Origin of the sequence: Alishewanella sp. d11 (genome assembly GCF_049390205.1) — a bacterium.
Lineage (GTDB): Bacteria > Pseudomonadota > Gammaproteobacteria > Enterobacterales > Alteromonadaceae > Alishewanella.
The window spans coordinates 2,997,132-3,016,547 of sequence record NZ_CP186547.1 but is presented as its reverse complement, the minus strand read 5'-3'; the positions used below and the strand labels follow the sequence as shown (position 1 = coordinate 3,016,547).

The 19,416-nt window shown below is 43.9% G+C and carries 17 protein-coding genes; 3 read left to right on the top strand and 14 right to left on the bottom strand.

Annotated features, from left to right (window positions below; all coding sequences use genetic code 11):
* The 4 genes from ACO1PK_RS13680 to ACO1PK_RS13665 are packed head-to-tail and all read right to left on the bottom strand — an operon-like array spanning position 1 to position 1,824.
* Positions 1-558, bottom strand: coding sequence for a PilW family protein (locus tag ACO1PK_RS13680; protein WP_423186163.1), 558 nt, complete (start codon positions 556-558; stop codon positions 1-3).
* The gene (locus ACO1PK_RS13675) at positions 548-1,027 is read right to left on the bottom strand and encodes a prepilin-type N-terminal cleavage/methylation domain-containing protein (RefSeq protein WP_423186162.1); all 480 of its coding nucleotides are present in this window, start codon (positions 1,025-1,027) and stop codon (positions 548-550) included. Before ACO1PK_RS13675 ends, ACO1PK_RS13680 begins: the two co-directional genes overlap by 11 nt.
* Positions 1,014-1,475: a pilus assembly FimT family protein gene (locus ACO1PK_RS13670; RefSeq protein WP_423186161.1), complete on the bottom strand. Its 462-nt coding sequence runs from the start codon at positions 1,473-1,475 to the stop codon at positions 1,014-1,016. Before ACO1PK_RS13670 ends, ACO1PK_RS13675 begins: the two co-directional genes overlap by 14 nt.
* A complete protein-coding gene (locus tag ACO1PK_RS13665) occupies positions 1,453-1,824 on the bottom strand; it encodes a type IV pilin protein (RefSeq protein WP_423186160.1) in 372 nt (123 codons plus the stop codon). The genes ACO1PK_RS13670 and ACO1PK_RS13665 overlap by 23 nt, the downstream gene beginning before the upstream one ends.
* Positions 1,825-2,297: 473 nt before the next feature.
* Here ACO1PK_RS13665 and ACO1PK_RS13660 point away from each other — a divergent pair, with 473 nt between their 5' ends.
* On the top strand, positions 2,298-3,575 hold the full coding sequence (locus ACO1PK_RS13660) for a diguanylate cyclase (protein ID WP_423186159.1): 1,278 nt from the start codon (positions 2,298-2,300) through the stop codon (positions 3,573-3,575).
* Between the two features lie 40 nt (positions 3,576-3,615).
* Here the strand turns inward: ACO1PK_RS13660 and ACO1PK_RS13655 are convergent, their stop codons facing one another.
* The 7 genes from ACO1PK_RS13655 to ACO1PK_RS13625 all read right to left on the bottom strand — a co-directional run bounded on the left by ACO1PK_RS13655 (position 3,616) and on the right by ACO1PK_RS13625 (position 11,529).
* A complete protein-coding gene (locus ACO1PK_RS13655; RefSeq protein ID WP_423186158.1) occupies positions 3,616-4,455 on the bottom strand; it encodes a hypothetical protein in 840 nt (279 codons plus the stop codon).
* Between the two features lie 293 nt (positions 4,456-4,748).
* Complete coding sequence (locus tag ACO1PK_RS13650; protein WP_423186157.1) at positions 4,749-5,432, bottom strand: hypothetical protein; 684 nt, start codon at positions 5,430-5,432, stop codon at positions 4,749-4,751.
* Entirely contained in the window at positions 5,432-6,223 is a 792-nt protein-coding gene (locus tag ACO1PK_RS13645) for a tyrosine-protein phosphatase (RefSeq protein WP_423186156.1), read from the bottom strand. The genes ACO1PK_RS13650 and ACO1PK_RS13645 overlap by 1 nt, the downstream gene beginning before the upstream one ends.
* Before the next feature lie 6 nt (positions 6,224-6,229).
* Entirely contained in the window at positions 6,230-8,410 is a 2,181-nt protein-coding gene (locus tag ACO1PK_RS13640) for a GumC family protein (RefSeq protein ID WP_423186155.1), read from the bottom strand.
* A complete protein-coding gene (locus ACO1PK_RS13635; protein ID WP_423186154.1) occupies positions 8,410-8,925 on the bottom strand; it encodes a polysaccharide biosynthesis/export family protein in 516 nt (171 codons plus the stop codon). The genes ACO1PK_RS13640 and ACO1PK_RS13635 overlap by 1 nt, the downstream gene beginning before the upstream one ends.
* On the bottom strand, positions 8,925-10,118 hold the full coding sequence (locus ACO1PK_RS13630) for an outer membrane beta-barrel protein (protein ID WP_423186153.1): 1,194 nt from the start codon (positions 10,116-10,118) through the stop codon (positions 8,925-8,927). The genes ACO1PK_RS13635 and ACO1PK_RS13630 overlap by 1 nt, the downstream gene beginning before the upstream one ends.
* A gap of 13 nt (positions 10,119-10,131) precedes the next feature.
* Positions 10,132-11,529 carry an undecaprenyl-phosphate glucose phosphotransferase gene (locus ACO1PK_RS13625; protein WP_423186152.1) on the bottom strand — a complete coding sequence of 466 codons (1,398 nt, stop codon included), beginning with the start codon at positions 11,527-11,529 and terminating at the stop codon, positions 10,132-10,134.
* A gap of 567 nt (positions 11,530-12,096) precedes the next feature.
* Between ACO1PK_RS13625 and wecC the strand changes: the two genes are divergently transcribed.
* Both wecC and ACO1PK_RS13615 read left to right on the top strand, forming a co-directional pair.
* Positions 12,097-13,344 (top strand): UDP-N-acetyl-D-mannosamine dehydrogenase, encoded by a 1,248-nt coding sequence (gene wecC / locus ACO1PK_RS13620; RefSeq protein WP_423186151.1) that lies wholly within the window; start codon positions 12,097-12,099, stop codon positions 13,342-13,344.
* 187 nt (positions 13,345-13,531) lie between these two features.
* The gene (locus tag ACO1PK_RS13615; protein ID WP_423186150.1) at positions 13,532-14,875 is read left to right on the top strand and encodes a hypothetical protein; all 1,344 of its coding nucleotides are present in this window, start codon (positions 13,532-13,534) and stop codon (positions 14,873-14,875) included.
* 63 nt (positions 14,876-14,938) lie between these two features.
* Here ACO1PK_RS13615 and ACO1PK_RS13610 read toward each other — a convergent pair whose 3' ends face one another.
* The 3 genes from ACO1PK_RS13610 to ACO1PK_RS13600 form a co-directional block, all read right to left on the bottom strand.
* Entirely contained in the window at positions 14,939-17,191 is a 2,253-nt protein-coding gene (locus ACO1PK_RS13610; protein WP_423186149.1) for a putative bifunctional diguanylate cyclase/phosphodiesterase, read from the bottom strand.
* Positions 17,192-17,365: 174 nt separating this feature from the next.
* Entirely contained in the window at positions 17,366-18,823 is a 1,458-nt protein-coding gene (locus ACO1PK_RS13605) for a phosphomannomutase (RefSeq protein ID WP_423186148.1), read from the bottom strand.
* A gap of 192 nt (positions 18,824-19,015) precedes the next feature.
* Positions 19,016-19,414, bottom strand: coding sequence for a phosphate ABC transporter substrate-binding protein (locus ACO1PK_RS13600; protein ID WP_423186147.1), 399 nt, complete (start codon positions 19,412-19,414; stop codon positions 19,016-19,018).
* Between the last annotated feature and the right edge of the window lie 2 nt (positions 19,415-19,416).

Below are 19,416 nucleotides of genomic sequence, written 5' to 3'. Positions count from 1 at the left end.
CTAGGTTGCCCAATTCATAATTAAGGTTTTCAGCGCAAACTCCAACTGGATCCCTGGTAGGTTTTGGCCATTAATGCTCAAAATGGGAAAGCTCTCTGGTAAGCCTTCTGGAGCTAACAGCACAGACAGCCGCGTCGCTCCTATGGTCGCATCGGTTGTCAGGCTAAAACTAATTCCGGCGATATAGGTCATCAAGGTAATATCTTGTTGGTTCGCCGCGGTAAGCTGACAGACCAAATTGTTAGCTTGCTGGTAATAACGCTCGGCAAAATCCACCGTCGGTGTACTGCCATCACAAGCCAAAGTATTCGCAACCTGATTAAAAGTCACTTCGCTTGGCGAAACAGTAATTGCCGAAGCATGCAAGCTACTGCGATAAAAGACCTGATGTGCGCTTCGCAGCACCTCTTGCGCATTCTCCAGTCGGGCGACCTGGGTTGAGGTTTGCTTTAAAGTAAGATAAACGCTACCTACACCACCAATCAATAATACCGTCAGGGTCATCGCCACCATCAACTCAACCAAGGTAAACCCTGAAAAACCTTTGCTAACAGCCATTGGGGTTACCATTAATTAGCCAAGGAAAACTGCTCACCAGATCAACAGTATTTAGTGTTTGATCGGCTAAGCGGAAGTCATCCCAAGTGGCGGTTAACGCTAAAGAAGTAGGTGGATTAACACCTCCCGTGACATAAGGTGCCGTAGCAAAATCAGGTAGCTGGCCAGCTGTCAGCGTAATTTGCAAAGACATGGCATAATTGGCCAGCACAAAATTCTGTAATGCAAAGTTTTGAGCTGCACCGCCGGTTGCAAGCGAGCCACCTTGTAAGGCACAAAGCTGCGGCCAAACACGCTCAACCACGTTTTGTAGTTCTAAACTGGCATAGGTAAATTGCAAACTACTACTCACATGTTGCAAAGCCCGCAACTGTGCAGCGGCTAACCCTAATAGCGCTATGGCAGCGAGCAGCATCGCAATTAACACTTCTAGTAAGCTAAAACCTTGAGTATGTTTAGACACAGGCATTTGGCGTAACCCTTACCTGGCCACTCACAAAAATTGTGATGCAATTTTTATTAAAAGGCGCATTCAGCGAATTAACTTGCCATTGTTGGCCAAGCCCAGGGTTACCGGTGTTGGATAACGTTAAATTCGTAATGCCGGTAACTTGAACTCTACGCGAATCTTCAGGGACGGTGAATTGCCTTAACACCTGATTATCAACCGTCAGGATCTTTAATACACCATTAGTTAAATTAAGATTTATGCTCTCATCCCGTTTCACCGCTTCGCTTCTGCTATAGCGGTACAGTGCCTGTAACTGATTCACCGTTTTCAGATGTTGCTCTCTTTGTAAAAACTCAGCATAAGATGGCGCCGCTAACAAAGCGCCAATACTGATAATGGTTAGCACCACCATCAACTCTATTAACGTAAAGCCTCTTACCATTTCAGTCCCGCCAGCAATTCGCATTAGCTGCCGTAGTGGCGCCAGATTGATTAAGCGTCATAGTGCCGCACTTGGTATCTTTCGCTTGAGCACCTTTTGGGGTCGCCTTTAAGGTAAATTGGCTAACACTGGCACGCTGGTATTCAAAGGCATAAAAATCTGAGCCGGTAATGCTAAAAGTAGCAGGATAACTGCCCCTTACCGCATACTCACGCTCTAACTGGTTCGCTTGCTCTAACATAGTTTGCTGCGCAGCTAAGCGTCTGCCAGATAAAATATGTTCCGCATAGGAAGGGTAAGCAATAGCCGCAATAATGCCGATAATCGCTACCGCAATCATTAACTCAATTAAACTAAAACCACGTTTTGGCATTATGAATCACTATTTAACCTATTTTATTAACACTGAGAACCATTACTGGCTTACCTCGCGATAAACAAGGAAATACCTTTTATTCAGATAGAAGTGAAAAGCCGACAATCAAGATATTAAGCGCCTCTCACAATTAAGTTTTCATGCTGTTTTTTTTCAAAAAAAACAATTCATAAACATTATTATCATTCTAATCTAAGCGCCAATCTTGGCTTATTCCAGATATGGAAACTTTAACAAAAGGCGCTGAATGTCTACTTGCCTGTGATTTTTCACCTTGATTCACAGAGTATACTTGGTTAATTAATCGCCATTTTAAACAGCATTGACAGCGTTGTCATTAGGAGTTTTGCAGTTATGTTACAGCTCCGAGCTGACACAATTGGCGATTAAACCAACAACAGCCATTAGCTTCTTGTTTATCTTGTTGAATATGGTAGATTGAGTTGGCTGGTTTAGGGATGGATGGGTATATGGACATACTGACATTAAATATAATTAATCTTATGCTGGGCATGTTTGCGGCAGCTATTTTGATCGCTTCGCTTAAGCATTTTTGCTACCACCCGTTCTTAAAGTTCTGGTGCTGCGCCGCCATCGCCTTAACACTTAATGCCTCACTCGGCATGCTACTCTACTTCGGCATTAATCTCGCTTATTGGCTAGTGCCCGGGATCAGCAATACCGCTACGATTGCCATACATCTGTTTATTTTTACTGGCCTGCTGGCGTTTTTTAGCATACGCCACCCTGCAGAGCTGTTTACCTACTCGGAAACCAATACTTTAGCGCAGCAGCTAAAGCCAACAGCTAGGATTTCCAAGCTAGAGATCGCTTGTGTTAGCTTATTTTTAGCGACCAGTTTTGTGCTAGCCTTTACGCCCTTTGCCCAAGTCGACATCGTTAATAGGTTAATCATTTACTTTCCGATTATTTTGCTGTTAAACGGCCTTAGCTTGCTGCTGATCGCGAGAAATATTGGGAAACACACCGCGTTAAAAGGGGTATTGCATGCCTTTGCCATGGGGTTAACCTTTAACATAGTGCAAATCAGTGTTCGTTTGCTCACCTTTGTCAGTGAAAAATTGGACTGGCCCATTGTTACTTGGCTACAAACGAACACCATTTATGAAATCGGTTTTTTTAGCCTAGCAATTTTTTCTACCTTGATCTTTAGCAGTAGTGTCTTTTTACTACATAAACTAAAACATCTGAATCTCGTGCAAATGTTAGAGCATGATCCTTTAACCGGCGTGCTAAATCGTCGCAGCATGGAAAGCAAATTGAGTAGAGCATTGAGTCGCTGCGCGCAAGAAAAAAATCAATGCAGTATCCTTTTGTTTGACATCGATAACTTCAAACAACTAAACGATACCTATGGCCATCTGGTTGGCGACTGTGTGCTGCAGCATGTTGCAAACACCATACAAGATAGTTTGAGGCCTGCTGATATGTTATTTCGGTTTGGTGGCGAGGAGTTTTTACTGTGCTTACCCAATGCCAGCAGTGCAGAAGCGCTGAAAATTGCCGAGCGGCTGCGCCAGCACGTTGCTCATTCCGCGCCTGCAAAACATCCTGAACTCTTTGTCACCATTAGCGTTGGACTTGCGACGGAAACCTCAGCCGCAACGCCAGATCTAACACAACACACTTCGACAATTCAGACGCTGGTAGAGCAAGCGGATGCGGCACTGTATCAGGCAAAACGCACAGGTCGTAATAAAACGGTGTTGGCCAAGATCAGTTATTAATACGGTAAAATTACAGACAACTAGCCTCTGCAATCCAAAACTATTGAGCGGTTATTGACTTTATATAATTAACCATCTCAGTCGCTTCATCCTGGGTTAAATACTTATAATACAGTTTATGATATTCGGGATTAGTGTAAAAACTCGCAATAACAGGGTTAATTTTGTCAATAAAGGCTTGGCCTGCTGGCGTGTTAGCACACATAAAGTGGCCCGCTATGATTCCCTGATTACCTGCAATCGCGTAAGAGCGTAAAAAGCTTAAATCTATATCAGCTGTTTTGGCATACTCAGCCAAGGCGGAGCTATTAAAAATAGCAAAATCAGCGCGCCGCGCTTTTAACATCCCAAAATAGTGTTCAAAGTAATTGGTTTGGTGTGTAGAGATAATTTGCTGCGGTTTAACTTTACTGAGTTCGTTATCAATAAACTCACCAAAAGAAATATTAAGAGGCACCAAAATGCGTTGATCGGGTAAGGTGTCCATTAACATCGCAATATCGACCACTTTCCCTTGCTTATCCAAATGAATTGCAGGAATTAAGTTAACGTCAGCCAAGCTGTAAAACCGATTTTCCAAATAAAAGTTAAGAGGTAACGAAAATAAAAATGCTTGCTCACGCTCTGCATTCTTCACCTTGTTAGGCAAACAAATGTTATCCCCTCTTTGCATCATCATTTCAGAGCGCGCGCTTGGAAATTGCTCGACTTTTAACGTTAAAGCTAATGTATCGAAAAGCTGTGTAATGGTTTCAACGCCCAATGTATCGGCTGTTCTACTATTAATTTGCTCCACCGATCTTGGATTATGGACATGGATAGATACCGCAGCTTCATCAAAACCAGCAAGCGCTAAAGTAAATGCAAATAGAACAGACATAGACTCACCTTTATTGACTAAAGCTTATTCATTATTAAAACCAAACTAAAACAGCAGTAAACCTAATCAAAAATCAAAGAGGGTCGAAGCTTAAATAAAAAACATAATACAGGCTAGTAACTTCTGCTTAACTAATAATAGGTTAGAAAACTTGACACATCCATATCAGATATGGAAACAGCCACTGAATTCAGGGCAGATACTAATACAACAAGGATTACCATTTTGTCAGGCAGCAAGCTAACAGGTTGGCTTGCCGCTGAGCTTGGGACGAGCCAAAAAGGTATAATGGATTATTTTCGGCAAAAACTTCGATTTAAGCGGTTCTGTTCACTTTCACTCAAGCTTTTTACGCTTAAATACAGACAAGTACTCGCTCGCAACGGATGTTGCTTTAGATGTTGTGACACGGGGTTAAAGGTTGTTGGGTGTGCTTTAGCGACATCATAAGTGCGTTCAAAATAAAACCGTTTCGCTTCGGCTGGCATCTGTTGCCAAAAATCACTAATAATAAACACCGATTGTAGTAACTGCACAGGCATGTAAGGGCCATGTTGATGGGCTTGCTGTAACAGCGGGAAAACCGCAGCGATGTCATTAAAAATATAAGCATTGGCATAAGCATAACCGGCGTAGGCATCAGACCAAGTCGGTCGCTCAGCAATAGCATCTTCATACAACTGGCGCAATAACACCAAATCAGGCTTTGTATCCCATTGCATTAAATAGCCCCACTCCATCGTTCGGGCCAGCATTAACGCATAATGCGGATTAGCATTATCGCCTTGCCAAGCTGCGGTAGCAGCGTGTAAAGCCTCAGCATAAGCATTAGGCGTTTGTCGCTGTCCGGCACTCCAATTTTCTAAAAAATAGACAGACTTAAAATGCCATGCGTTGGCGATGCCCTGACGGCCGCTATGCCAAAAGCCTAACAAAATAACCAACATTAACAAAAGATAAGCTATCCGACGCGCCATTAAACTTTTCCTCTAAAGGCCACAACGTTATCGGTTAACGTCGAAGGCGCAAGCTCAGCAGGCTCATGAGTAAAAAGTGAAGCTGCAATCGCTGCCGGCTGCGTAAAACACAACTGCTGCGCTAACTCAGGCGAATAATCGCGGCAAAGTACGTCATAAGCCTCAGCCATTAAGGGGGGCCGACGCTTCACCGAATGGCAATCGCTGGCTATCACCGTAACATAGCCTTTTTCTAGATAATAAGCGGCTAATTGCTGCGCGGCTTCACCCATACTGCCGACAATTGAAGCAGCCGTTAATTGAAACAGGCAGCCAAAGCGCTGCAATTGCATAATACGATCGGGATTGACCAATAAATCACGATTACGCTCTGGATGGGCAATCATTACCCGATAACCGAGCTTATTGATAAAAGTTAAGATATTTTCATAGCCAGCAGGTAAATGACTATGCGGCATTTCCAATAAAATCACCGGTTGTTGCTGGTAATGACCAAGAATAGGCACAGTGCCGTTTTTAAGCATGGGGAGAATTTCAACGCCAATACGTAACTCTGCAGCGGCAGCGATCTTTACGGCAATACCGGCTAAGGACGCAGCTCGTTGTAGCTGGGCTAAACCGACTTGGATCAGCTCTGGGGTATTATCAAAATACCCCGCATGAATATGCGGGGTAGCCACCATATGAGTTATGCCTTGCGCCTCAGCCAGCTTAAGCAGGTCTAAGGCATCTTGCAAGGTTGCAGCGCCATCGTCTATACCGGGTATAATATGGCTATGCAAATCATACATTAGCAGTTAACTCGTTTTATTTTCACCATAAACACCATAGTAACCGTAGTTACCATAATGCGCAGCCGCTTTATTCACATCCATTTGATTAAGCACAACGCCAAATACATTACCATGCGCCTGAATAATTCGTGCTAGTGTATTGGCTATAGCCGGAGTACGAGTATGATCGGCCTTCACCACCACAATTACCGCATCGGTTAACGGCGCTAGTTGTAAAGCATCACTTACCGCTTGCACCGGTGGCGAATCAATAATAATACGGTCATACTGCTCTTTTAAACCTGTTAGCAACTCAGCCATCTTTTCTGATGCTAATAACTCCAGAGGATTAAGTGGCACAGCACCGGCAGCTAAAATATCGATACCGCTTTCTTCATCACGCACAACACATTCGGCTAGGTTATTAATCCCTGCCAAGATATTGGCTAAGCCAGGTTGATACGCCGGAATATCCAGCTTTTCACCCAAAGTCGGTTTACGCATATCCGCATCGATAATTAACACGCGCTCTAGCGCAGAAAACGCAAAACCGGTATTGATTGCAACTGTCGTTTTACCCTCGCCTGCAACCGAAGACGTAACCAAAATCACCTTAGTTTCATGCTCTAAACTGAGCAAAGACACGCTAGTCCGAATATTAGAGACGGCTTCGCGGAAATAACGCTGCTCTTTATTAAAAAACATGCGGGCGATTTGCTGTTTAGTCAGTTTTTGTTTAACGCGAGGAATAAAACCTAAAGAGCGTCGTTTTAATAATTTTTCTGCATCATCAGGCGTTTTTATTGTATCGTTTAAAGCATCAAAAATTAACGTAACTACTACACCAAGTCCAAACGAACCAACTAAAACCAATAAAAGCAGTAACTTTTTGTTTGGTTTAAATGGCTGAGTGGGTAAGATCGCTAAATCAGTAAAGCGGGCTAAAGGTGCATCAAAGTCACCGGTTACTTCGGTTTCTTTTTGTCTTGCCATAAAGTTATCGTAAAGCAAACGGTTAGTTTCAACTTCACGCTCTAAACGACGATAATCCGATTCTAAAGAGCCCAAGCCAGAAAAACGACTGCGCACTTGGGCAAATCGCTGCTCTAAACCAGCTAACCGCTCTGCGGCAGCTTCTGCTTCTTTTTCAACACCATCAATTAAACGCAAAATTTGCTGCTGTAAGCTTTGCTGTACCGCGGCAAGCTCGGCTTGTGCAGAAATCATTCTGGGGTGTTTAGGTCCAAATACTTTGCTGGTTTCAGCAACTTTTCGCTCGGCTAACAACACTTCACGTTTAACGTTTTGGATACTGATATGGCTGGTAATTTCCGGCAAGCTTTCTAAACGGGATATGTCATTCCGACCTGAACGGCGAACTAAGGCTAAAAAGCCTTCGGTCTCGGCTTTACGTGCTCGCGCTTCCGTTAATTGTTCATTTAAATTTTCCAGCTCACGTTGATCAAGTGCTGTTACACCCTCCACATCCACTAAACCATTATCAGCTTTAAATTCTTCTAAGCGGCGTTCGCTTTCATCTAAACGCTCACGTAATTCTGCCACCCTGCCACCAAGCCAGGTATTCGCTTTTTGGGTAATACCAAAACGGGCATTTAACTGGCTATTCATATAAGCTTCGCCAATGGCATTAGCGACCGCTTGCGCCAACCGCGGATCCTCAGCAGTAAAACTAATTTGCACCAACTGGGTTCTGCGAATCGGATTGATCGAAATATTCGAAACAAATTTGTTAAGTTGACCGCGCCGAAGTCCGATTGCTGCTAATTCTGGATCGGGGGCTTCCTCGGCAGGTAAAAAAGGTAATAACTGTTTAAATTCAGCGAGTTTACTGGGTTTTGGTTGGTATTCTGGATGTTGAGCCACCTGCAGAATATCAAACACTTCTTCCGCAATAGTGCGCGATTTAAGCACCTCAAACTGCGTTAGGTAAAACTCTTGCTGAGCCGAATTAAAACCATAGACTTCATCTATTTTGATGGCTCGCGCTTGCTGTGCTTCAATCAACAACGTCGCAGTACTGCGGTAAAGCGGTGACATATTAAGCAATACAAATACCGCTAACACACCACATAAAAAGGTAAAGGTCAGAATTCGCCATTTAGCTCGCCAAACTACGGCAAAAAGTTGGCGTAAATCTATTATTTGCTCAGCCGGGGCTGTGCCAGAACGTCGCTCTAACTGCATTAAAAGAATCTCTGAGAAATAATAATAGTATCGCCAGCATTAACACGAGACGCCAAAGTCGCTGTTTCCGCCACTTCTTTATTGGCCTCACGGGATAAGGTGATGCGATCGCGCGAAGCACGTTCGGTTAACCCCCCCGCTAAGGCGATAGCTTGGTTTACCGTTAAACCGGGCTGATAAGGAAAAGCGCCAGGCTTACGTACTTCACCATGGATATAAAACGGCCGGTACTCAGCAATACCCACATTAATATTCGGCTCAACTAAATAATCGCCCTTTAAGCCATTGTAAATTAAAGTTTCTAGCTGCTTTAGCGTTAAGCCCGTGACCTTGATACTGCCTAAAAACGGATAATTAATAGTGCCGCTATCCGTTAGCTGCGTTTCTAAATCTAAATCGGTATGGCCAAATACCCGAATAGCAATTTTATCGCCAGCACCTAACAAATAACTGTCGTCAGCAAAGCTAAATAACGGCGACAGCAAACAACATACCAATAGCACTCGCCACATCATTAAAAGCCTGCCCTGACAGAAATTGAAAATACGGTTTTATCAAACTGAATAGTCGGTACAGAAGAGGTTTTATCGTTAATGGCTGCACCTAATGCAAGCTGTACATTTGGCAATAGCAAGTAATCAACAGCGATACCATAACTATTGAGCTTATCGGTACGAGTTATACCGGTAAATTTTTCGTGGGTGTAGTTGTAAGACAAAGTTGAACTTAAAAAATCACTCCAATTGTGCTGCCAATTCACCCCATACTTAGACTCTTTCACAAAATCGCCTTCAACATTAGGATCTTTGGCGGCACGGCCGGTGGTTACCCGAAAAGTACTATAACTTAACGGCTGATAAGCAACCGACGCATCCCAGGTTAAACCACCGAAATCTTCCCGCTCATTGGTCACAAAGTCTTTATCTTGATAACCAATCCGTAAGGTTCCCGAGGTTAAGGCAGTCGCTTCCCAATCAATACCTATACGATACTTACGTGTATCGCTATCACGATTACCAGAAGGATCAACTAAATCATAGCGAAGATTTTCTTGGGTAATTTCCGCAACCAAACGAGTGGTAGCTTGGGTATCGTAAAAGAAGATTGTGCCAAAGCTTAAGGTGTCGAAATTGCGAAAACGGGTTTGTATCTCAAAGTTGGTATATTCTTTATCGAAATAGCCCGCCAAGAAACGAATGCGTGCCGGTGTACTTAGGGCGCCATATTCGTAGTAGCCATTAATTCTAAAGGTATCAAATTCAACGGGTTCAGCCTGACTGCCCCCCAAGCCTTCAGATACACCGGTACCACGGTTTTCATGACCTGACACATATTGGCTGGTTAATGACAGCCGATTGCTTTGGTTAATATCAATTAAGGCATTAGTATCAATAAAAAAGTCTAAATAGTTATCCAGCGAACTAGAAAAGTAATTGCCCTTAGCCGCAGAAATATTCAGGCTATACTGATTAGCCCCTTGCGCCATGCTCATTAAAAGCGCTGGCGTGATTTCTAAGATCCAGCTTGACTGCTCATTTTCACTGGCACTCGCAATGTTGCTGTCGTGGCTTAACTTGGCTTGCAGCAAAGGCGTAAAATCGATACCGCTTTCTGTTTTAATGGCAGTAGGCGTAAAACTTTGCGCCATTACAGGTAAGGCTGCTACTCCGGCAATCAGGGCAATAGCGGATTTTGACGCGCTTTTCATACCTTTCTCCATATTAGTAAGCATTTTTATTAATAAAACCTTTGTATAAGGTTTGAAAAATAATGCGAATATCTAAAATTAACGACCAGTTACGAATATACTCCAGGTCATATTTTACCCGCATTTCCATTTTTTCTAAGGTATCGGTTTCGCCGCGCCAACCATTGACTTGGGCCAAACCGGTAATGCCAGGACGCATTTTATGCCGCAACATATAAAAGCTCACTTGCTTGCGATACTCTTCGTTATGCGCCACCGCGTGCGGTCTGGGGCCAACCACAGACATATCGCCCAGCAACACATTAATAAATTGCGGCAGTTCATCTAAGGAAGTACGACGTAAAAAAGCGCCAAAAGGCGTAATTCGGCTATCGTTACGCGTGGCTTGCACCACCTTGGCACCGTTATCCATTACGCGCATAGAACGAAACTTTAATACGCCAATGCGCCGCCCATCTAGGCCGTAACGATCTTGCCGGAAAAATACCGGCCCAGGTGAAGTGAGTTTAATACCCAGCGCAATGGCTAATAACAAAGGCGAAATCAGTAACAACACCGCAGCACTAAACAGGATATCAAAGGTGCGTTTGTAAAAGTCTTGAATACCAAAGCTTGGCGACTCAAATACACTAATGGTATCAATATCGCCCACATTGCCAATGCGGCCATGCATTAGGTTTTTCATTAAGAAATCCGGCACCATTAACACATCGATAGTGCTATCACCAAGCGCGGTAATTACTTCGGCAATGCGCTTTTCTGCCATCATCGGTAAACAGATATAGAGCTTAACTAAATCGCCCTCTGCGGCGTAGCGTACCGCATCATCCGTACCGCCGAGAATAAAAGGCTGGCCTTCCGCGGGTAAACGGTCTTTGGTTCGGTCATCAAAAAAACCAATACACTCAAAGCCTAACTCAGGGTGGCTTTGAATTTCCGCCATCAGGGCAACACCACTGTCGGTGCAGCCGACAATGGCCACTTTTTGCATGGCTAAACCGCGTCTACGCTGATAGCTTTTAATCCAACGCGCAGCACAGCGCCAAAATACTAATAAAAACAAACTGATTGTAAACCAGCCAATTAGCACCACACGGGAGAAGGCTTCAGATTGTTTGATAAGAAATAGCAAAGAGATAATAAGCAGTAAGGTGATGGTATGCACAACCACCAACAAAAACAGCATGCGCGAAAAGCGCCCTACTCGCCAAGAGCGGTAAAGCTGCACCGATTCACCGATATAAGAAAACACTAACAAAAACACTGTTAGCAATAATGCATAGCGGCTATCAAGGTGAACATTATGAAACCAGATAATACTGAGGAAAACGGCACCAATAATCAACAGGTCAACTAAGCGATATAGCGCTGAAGAAGCATGGCCAGTATATCTAAAAGTTGGCTGATTCATCTAACATAACTCCATTTATATCTAGCTTAATTTTAAGCCCCGAAGCATCCACTACTAAGATTCGGCGCGAGATTTTAACTTTCATCGAGTCGCTTAGCAAGCGAATGATCACGCATCGCACTAAAATACAGCACCAGCACCAAAAGGGTGCGGCACGGTATCGGTATAAATAAACCTACCCCGTAAATGTTGGATCGCCATCCAAACGTCTGCCTAAGGTAGCCTAGCTGTATTACACTATTGTGAATCAAGTAGATAGCTTAGAATCTTGCTCACAAAAATGTTTTACTACCTTTTAAAGACTTAAAAAATGGCTTTAGCCGTTTAAACGCAAGTACGTTACTTATGCTACTTAAGGTACTTTTAAGTCCTTTTACAGCATTTTCACTGCAATAACTAAGCCAAAAAAGCTAAGGGCCCAGAGCAAGCCTTTAAGTACATAAATTTTTAACTAACGCGATATCCACAATTTTAAACGACTACTTGATGAGTTTTACAAACTATAAATTGTAAGTTCATTTTCGCCACCTTATGATAAGCGCCTGCCAACTCATTTGGGGTCACATCATGCTGTCTGCGTTTTCAAAAGTTTCAGTTATTGGTTTAGGTTATATAGGTTTACCCACGGCAGCAGTTATTGCATCGCGTGGTGTTGAGGTGATCGGCGTAGATGTCTCAGAGCATGCCGTCAATACCATTAATCAGGGAAAAATTCATATTGTTGAACCTGATTTAGATATGTTAGTGCAAGCGGCGGTAATGACCGGTAAATTACGTGCCTCTTTAGTGCCGGAGCCGGCACAGGTTTTTATGATTGCCGTGCCTACCCCCTTTAAAGAGAATAAAGCACCGGATTTAAGTTATATTCGCGCGGCACTGGAGAACATTGCGCCGGTGATCGAAAAAGGCAATTTAATTGTGTTGGAATCGACTTCGCCCGTCGGCACCACCGAGCAAATTGCTGAATGGCTAAGCGAGTTACGCCCAGATTTAAAAGTGCCCAAAGATCACTCTGATGTGGCAGACGTGTATATTGCGCACTGCCCTGAGCGCGTGTTACCGGGGCGCGTATTACAAGAGCTGGTCAGTAACGACCGTATTATTGGCGGCATTACTCCGCGCTGTGCCGAACAAGCCACTGCTTTATATCAGCTGTTTGTGCGTGGCGAATGCTTGCAAACCCATGCCCGCACTGCAGAAATGGCCAAATTAACTGAAAACGCCTTTCGCGACGTTAATATCGCCTTTGCCAATGAATTATCGTTGATTTGCGATAAGTTAAAGATCAATGTGTGGGAGCTGATTAAGCTGTCGAACCGCCATCCACGGGTGAATATTTTAAGCCCAGGCCCTGGCGTAGGTGGACACTGCATCGCGGTTGACCCTTGGTTTATTGTAGACTCCGCCCCCGAACTGGCAAAACTGATTCGTGCAGCACGCGAAATCAACGACCACAAACCGCATTACGTGATCGACAAAATAAAGGCGGCAGCAGACGAATTTAAGCGCCCGGTTATCGCCTGTTTAGGTTTAGCCTTTAAAGCCGATATTGACGACTTACGCGAAAGCCCGGCGTTAGACATTGCCGAGCACCTGATTAAAGACAATGTTGGCGAAGTGCTTCTGGTAGAGCCCAATATCCACGCCCTACCAAAACGGTTAAGCCAATATAACGACAAACTCACCACGCTACCGCAAGCATTAGAACGCGCCAATATTTTAGTGGTACTGGTAGACCATCGGCAATTTAAAGCCTTACACATCAACCAAGTTGCCGCAAAAGTCGTCATAGACACCCGCGGGATCTTCGGTTAATCTCAACCCCTTAAAAAGGGGTCAGAGCTAATTTCCCTAGAAAAAGGGGCAGGGAAAATGAGAAAAAGGGGTCAGAGCTAATTTCCGTAGGAAATTAGCTCTGACCCCTTTTTCCGCCCCCTTTTTCCCGCCCCCTTTTTTCCGACGTACACCGTGTTCAAACATAGTAAAAATATAAGGACAGTAAATGAAAACAATAGGATTAAGTCTAACGCTACTCGCCACATCTTTACTCACAGCCTGCGGTGGTGGTGGTTCTGGCGATGTAACAACGGGCACTGGCGGCAATGGCGGTAGTACTACTCGTACCTTTCAAGCCAACGTTGAACAAGACACGGTATGTGGCACCAGTGTTAGCTCATCTAATGCCGAGCTTTTAATTCATGATCAGGACTGGCGAGTTGTAAGCCGGCATCGCGCTAATGCAGCAGGCATAATAACAGCCACTGTAACAGGTTCCAGTCAGATGAACATCAGCACTATTGCGGTTAACCGTGGCGAGAATCCGGAAATACAAGTGGCATCTTATGCACAGCACCCTGTTGGCGATTTAGGTACGCTGCGAGTGCCGGGCAAAGCGCAGCAAGGCTGTGAATGCCGCTTGGCCGATGTCAAAGTGGTGTCACCTTTTGGTAGCCTTACGCCATCAACTATTGAGCTTACCGGCTATAACCGTGCCGAACAGCGCAGAACGGCAGTTGCCTTTGGCGAGGTAACCTTTTCTGACGTAGAGCTATGCAGAACAACAAACGGTAACTGGCCTGTGCTAAACGCCATCGTAAATGGTGGAACGGTTAATGCTATTGCAGGTAGCGTCAGACAGTACAACCCAAGTACAGAAATCACTTTACCTATTACACAAACACCTTCAATTGTGCCAGTGAGCGTGGCTGGTAATTACACTACGTTAGGAGAAACGCATTACACCGAAACCGGTATTTTGGGATTGCGTTCAAGATTAAACAGCAGTGAAACCTTTATTTTTAACCAGCTAGATGGTGTTGAGTTTGTTTCAGTAAGGGCATCTTCAAATCAATTTGATCAAGTAGATAACAGCACTGTTTTTCGTTCGGCACAGCAACGACAGGCTTTCGATCTGCCATTTACGCAGCCACCGGTAATCACTATACCGAATAATGATGCGCAAGACGCCTTAGAGCGCTTTTTAGTGCAAGATCTTCCCTCAGATAATACAAATTACAACCTAGGCGCAATTCAAGGCTTTAATACCTTTTACCTGTACGTATCCACTACGCTTACAGATAATACTTCGTATTTTCAAACCTTTATCGGCCCATTACAGGGAAAATACCCAGATGAAATTGTGCCAGCAGACTATGCCATAGCCGACAAATTTAATGATAATGCGCCAAGTACAGTTTCAGCGTCTGTTATTCGTTATGGCGATAGCCAAAGTTATCAACAATATTTACTAGACAGTGTTGAACGCAGCAAGCTCCCGCTAGAAGCCAGAATGACCGGTAAATGGGCTAAGTACAGCAGCGTAAATATCCAAGTCACAACCCGATAACAAGTTAGTCCATTAAAAAGGGGTCAGAGCTAATTTCTGTAGGAAATTAGCTCTGACCCCTTTTTATTTTTTCAACAACAGCAACGCTAAAGCATCTTCGGTGTGAAGCGGTTTACCAAAGAAGTAGCCCTGAAACTCATGGCAACCTGCCTGTTTGGCCGCGTCCGCTTGTTGCTGTGTTTCGACCCCTTCAGCAACCACCCTTAGTCCTAGGGCGTCAGCTAACTGACAAATAGCATGGACTACCGCAGTTCCTTCATGTTCAGGTAGCGGATCGATCAGCGCTTTATCAATTTTTATTGAGCTAAGTGGTAGTTGACGTAACATACTTAAAGAAGAAAACCCCGTACCAAAATCATCCATAGCAATAGACACGCCTAACTCTTTGAGTTTATTTAATTGATTTTGTGTTTGTTCAAGGTTATCTATGGCGGCACTTTCGGTAATTTCTAAGGTTAATAAATGTACAGGCACCTTAAACTCGTTAAGAATATTCATGACGATATCGGGAAACTGCGAATTTAATAATTGTAACGGCGATACGTTTACGGCAACTGGAACACAATCAATCGCAGCAGCACGCCACTGCGCGATTTGTTGGCAAGCGATTCTGATTATCAGCGTACCAAGTTCAACAATTAATCCTGTATTTTCAGCTGCTTGTATAAACTTCTGCGGACTTACCAAACCGTAGTTTTGGCGATTCCAACGGGCTAATGCTTCAAAACCTAAAAGCTGCTGCGTCACAGAATCAACTTTAGGTTGATAACATAAAAAGATTTCTTGTTGTTTGATACCTACTCTAAGCGCTTGTTCTAAATTTAGTAGATCGCATGCATGATCAACATCATCTGAATCAGCATAAATTAATTGAGTACCAGGTTTTGTCTTTGCTAAATACATAGCTGAACTTGCTGCTCTTATCAATTGTTCAGCATGATTTCCATTGTCTGGATAAATAGCACAACCAATTGACATATCTACATAAAACTCGCCAATTGATACTTTTAGCGGCTTCGAGATAGCAGCAATAAGCGCTTGTTCAACTGCGGTTAAATCTTCATGAACGTCCACTCGGGTTAACACAACAAACTCATCGATACCAATATGAAAAATCGTCCCTATACTGGCTAAAGCCTCTTGTAGCAGCGTTGCCAAAGATTGAAGAATTTCGTCCCCTAAACTAAAACCATGAGCAGTGTTGAATAATTTAAAACGATCAATATTTAAGATAAAAACACCAAGACGGCTATGCGGCTCCGACGTGGTCATTAACTCACTCAATTGCTCAATTAATAAATGACGATTAGGCAAACCGGTTAAATTATCATGTGTCGCTCGATACAACACTTGTCGTGTTGTTTCCATGCGTTCCGTTTCATCCGAAATTAAAACGCAAATAGCATGCTTATGATCCCACCTGACCTTATATGCAAAAAAGAGAAGATCACGTATTTGTCCATCAACACGAGCTCGCGGGCCTTGCCAACTTAAACTTTCAACTTCACCTGACATCAATTTTTTGTAATTTTGCCAGAAAATTTGATTTTGCTTATTAGGTTCAATTGATACTAAAAAATAGTTTTTCAATTCATGCACATCTTGTGCACCATAAATCTTCAGCGTTGCGCTATTGGTATAAAGCAACTGATGATCACTCACCACTGCCACCCCTTGCACTGAGTATTCAGTAAGGCGTGTAAAACGCTCATTTAAAGCTCGGGCTTCTTTAGCAGCTAAATCAACCGAAACATATAAGGCGGCAAAACCGATCGCGGTTCGAATGACGGTGCCAGCAGCAAACTGCAATTCAATGGATGCGGGCGAACCACTAATCGAAATCAAAGGATGTAAAGCAAGCAAGATCAGTAAGGGGCCAATCAATTGATGCGATCTGGATCGATGCTTTAAAGAATTAAACGCCAGTACGCCAACTAACAGATAAATCAGCGAAACAATCACCTGTGAGCTCACTGACTCCGAGCGTGCTGAAACAGTGACCATAATAAAAAGCAAAATACTAAAAAACAGGAACACCTGTAAGTTGCTCATTCTATAACCACTTAATTCTGTCACGCCCGCGACCAATAAATAAATGGTTATACAAGCCACAAACGGAATAACATATAGATTTATAGGGCTATCCGCAGCGGCATGAGCAAAGAGAGTATAGATTAAGACTAAGGCCGCAACGCCAATAAAAGACAAGCCTAATTTAACAACAAACCCTTGGTTTTTATTACGTTGCCAAGCGAAGAGCAAACTAATCCCCACTACTGTTTGAATAGCCACCGCCAACAGAAATAGTGAGTTCATAGTCTCTCATTAAAAACTAAGGTTAACTTTAGTTTACACTTAAAAAGGGGTCAGAGCTAATTTCCTACGCAGAAAAAGATAGTAAAAAAAAGGGGGTAAAAAATAAAAAGGGGTCAGAGCTAATTTCTGTAGGAAATTAGCTCTGACCCCTTTTTCGCCCTCTTTTTCTTATTATCAGCGTAAGGCGGCGCGAAGTAGGATTTGCGCAGAAGTGGCGTTACTGCTTTCGGTATAGCAACGCAGTTCTGGGGCATTACCCGACGGGCGCAGGTGGACAATATCACCATTGCATAATTGCAAACGTACACCATCGGTAGTGTCAACAATTACTACATCTAAGCGTTTATAAACCGCCAAACTGGCTTTTTCGGCGTCTGTTAATGCTAACTCTGCCTGAAAATCTGCCGAGTTTATAATAACAGCTAATTCAGCCAAAAATTGATTAGGGTTTGCCAACACTTGCTCGAGCCGTTCTTTACTTTCGCTCACTGGAATATTTTGCAGGCGATCACTCGCGGTTACACGCGCAGGCAAGGCGACAACAACTTGCGAAATGGGTACGCTAGTGCACAATGCCATTAATGCCAGCATTGGCAGTACCGCATCGCGCGTGGGTAATGGTGCTAACTGACGCTCTGCGACCTTTACCGCTGAGCCTAATAAAAAACCACCATTCGCTTCAAAACCAGCAAAAGCACGATAATTTACTAATTCGGCAAAACCGGCAATCACGTAAGGCGAGCCAATTTTAGTACGCACTACCCGTTCGAAACAGCCATCTAACTCAATAGCCGTATTGGCATTAACCGGCACCGCGAGTCCATCAATCCCCAAGCTTTTCGCGGTCAGTAAACCTAAAATATCGCCCCGTAACCATTGCCCGTTTTCATCAGCAATTAAGGGTCTATCACCATCGCCATCGGTCGAAAAAATAGCATCAAAGCCATATTGCTTTGACCACGCTAAACCACGCTGTTGATCTTCAGCTGTTACCGCTTCGGTATCGATAGGAACAAAGGTATCAGAAGGCGCTAAACGGGTAACCTTAGCTCCCAGCGCACTGAAAATTTGATGATAGAGTTCTCTGCCAGCACTGGAGTGTTCATAAATCCCAATATGTTTACCGGCCAATAATGCGGCAGGATAAAACGACGTGTACCGAGTGATATAGGCTTGCGCTGCCGCGGGGTTAACTTCCGGCAAAACTGGAGTAAAGGCTACCAACGGGCTGGACTGCGCTAAAATAGCCAGCTCATCCGCTTTGCTGATTTCGCCATCAGCGCGGTAAAACTTAATGCCATTGCGGTCAAATGGAATATGACTACCGGTAATCATAATGGCTGGAATACCCTGCTGCATCGCATAAAACGCCAATGCTGGAGTGGGTAATACACCAAAATACTGCGCCTCAATGCCAAGTGCTTGCAGCGCACCCGCACAAGCAGCCGCCATCGCAGGGCTACTCGGGCGATTATCAATACCCAACGCTACAGCCTGAAACTTACCTGATGTGGCAATAGCTTGCACAAAACTTTGGGCAAAAGCGGCACACACCTCAGGAGTAAAATCAGACACCAGCCCCCTAGCCCCACTCGTACCAAAGGCAACTCCACTTTCTGCTAATATCGTCATGCAGCTTTGCTGTAGCATCATTTAACTCCCTTTAAGTAATAAAAAAGGGGTCAGAGCTAATTAATGCCTAACCCTTTTTTGTGAACATCAACTGTAAAGGGCTAAGCTGCCTTTTTCAACTTTAATCAAACAATAAAAAGGGGTCAGAGCTAATTAAAAAACAAAATTAGCTCTGACCCCTTTTTCATAAGACTAGTTTAGGGTGTGGATGACTTTGACTTGATCGGTGACATTTGCGGCATCGATGTAACCGATGGCATATTCGTTGCTGCTGATAAAGGCTATAACCTCGGCGTCGGTTGCGAATTCCTGCGGCGGATTACCTTTGCCAGTGAAAACCAGTTTTGACCAATGCGCTTTAAGTTGGGCAGAGGTTCTTCCTACCGCTTTTTCATCGAAAATAGCCCGCTTCGCGTCGGCATCTCGAAGATTTATCGGCACTAGCACCGATGAGCGACCGGTATAAACGCGCGCAATTTCGTCGGTTGTAATGGTTTCGTTCATCGCGGGGTTGACTACCACCACAACTTGAGCAACCGCAGAAAAACTAACCAAAAGTACTGATGCTAAAGTGATCGCAAGTTTTTTCATTT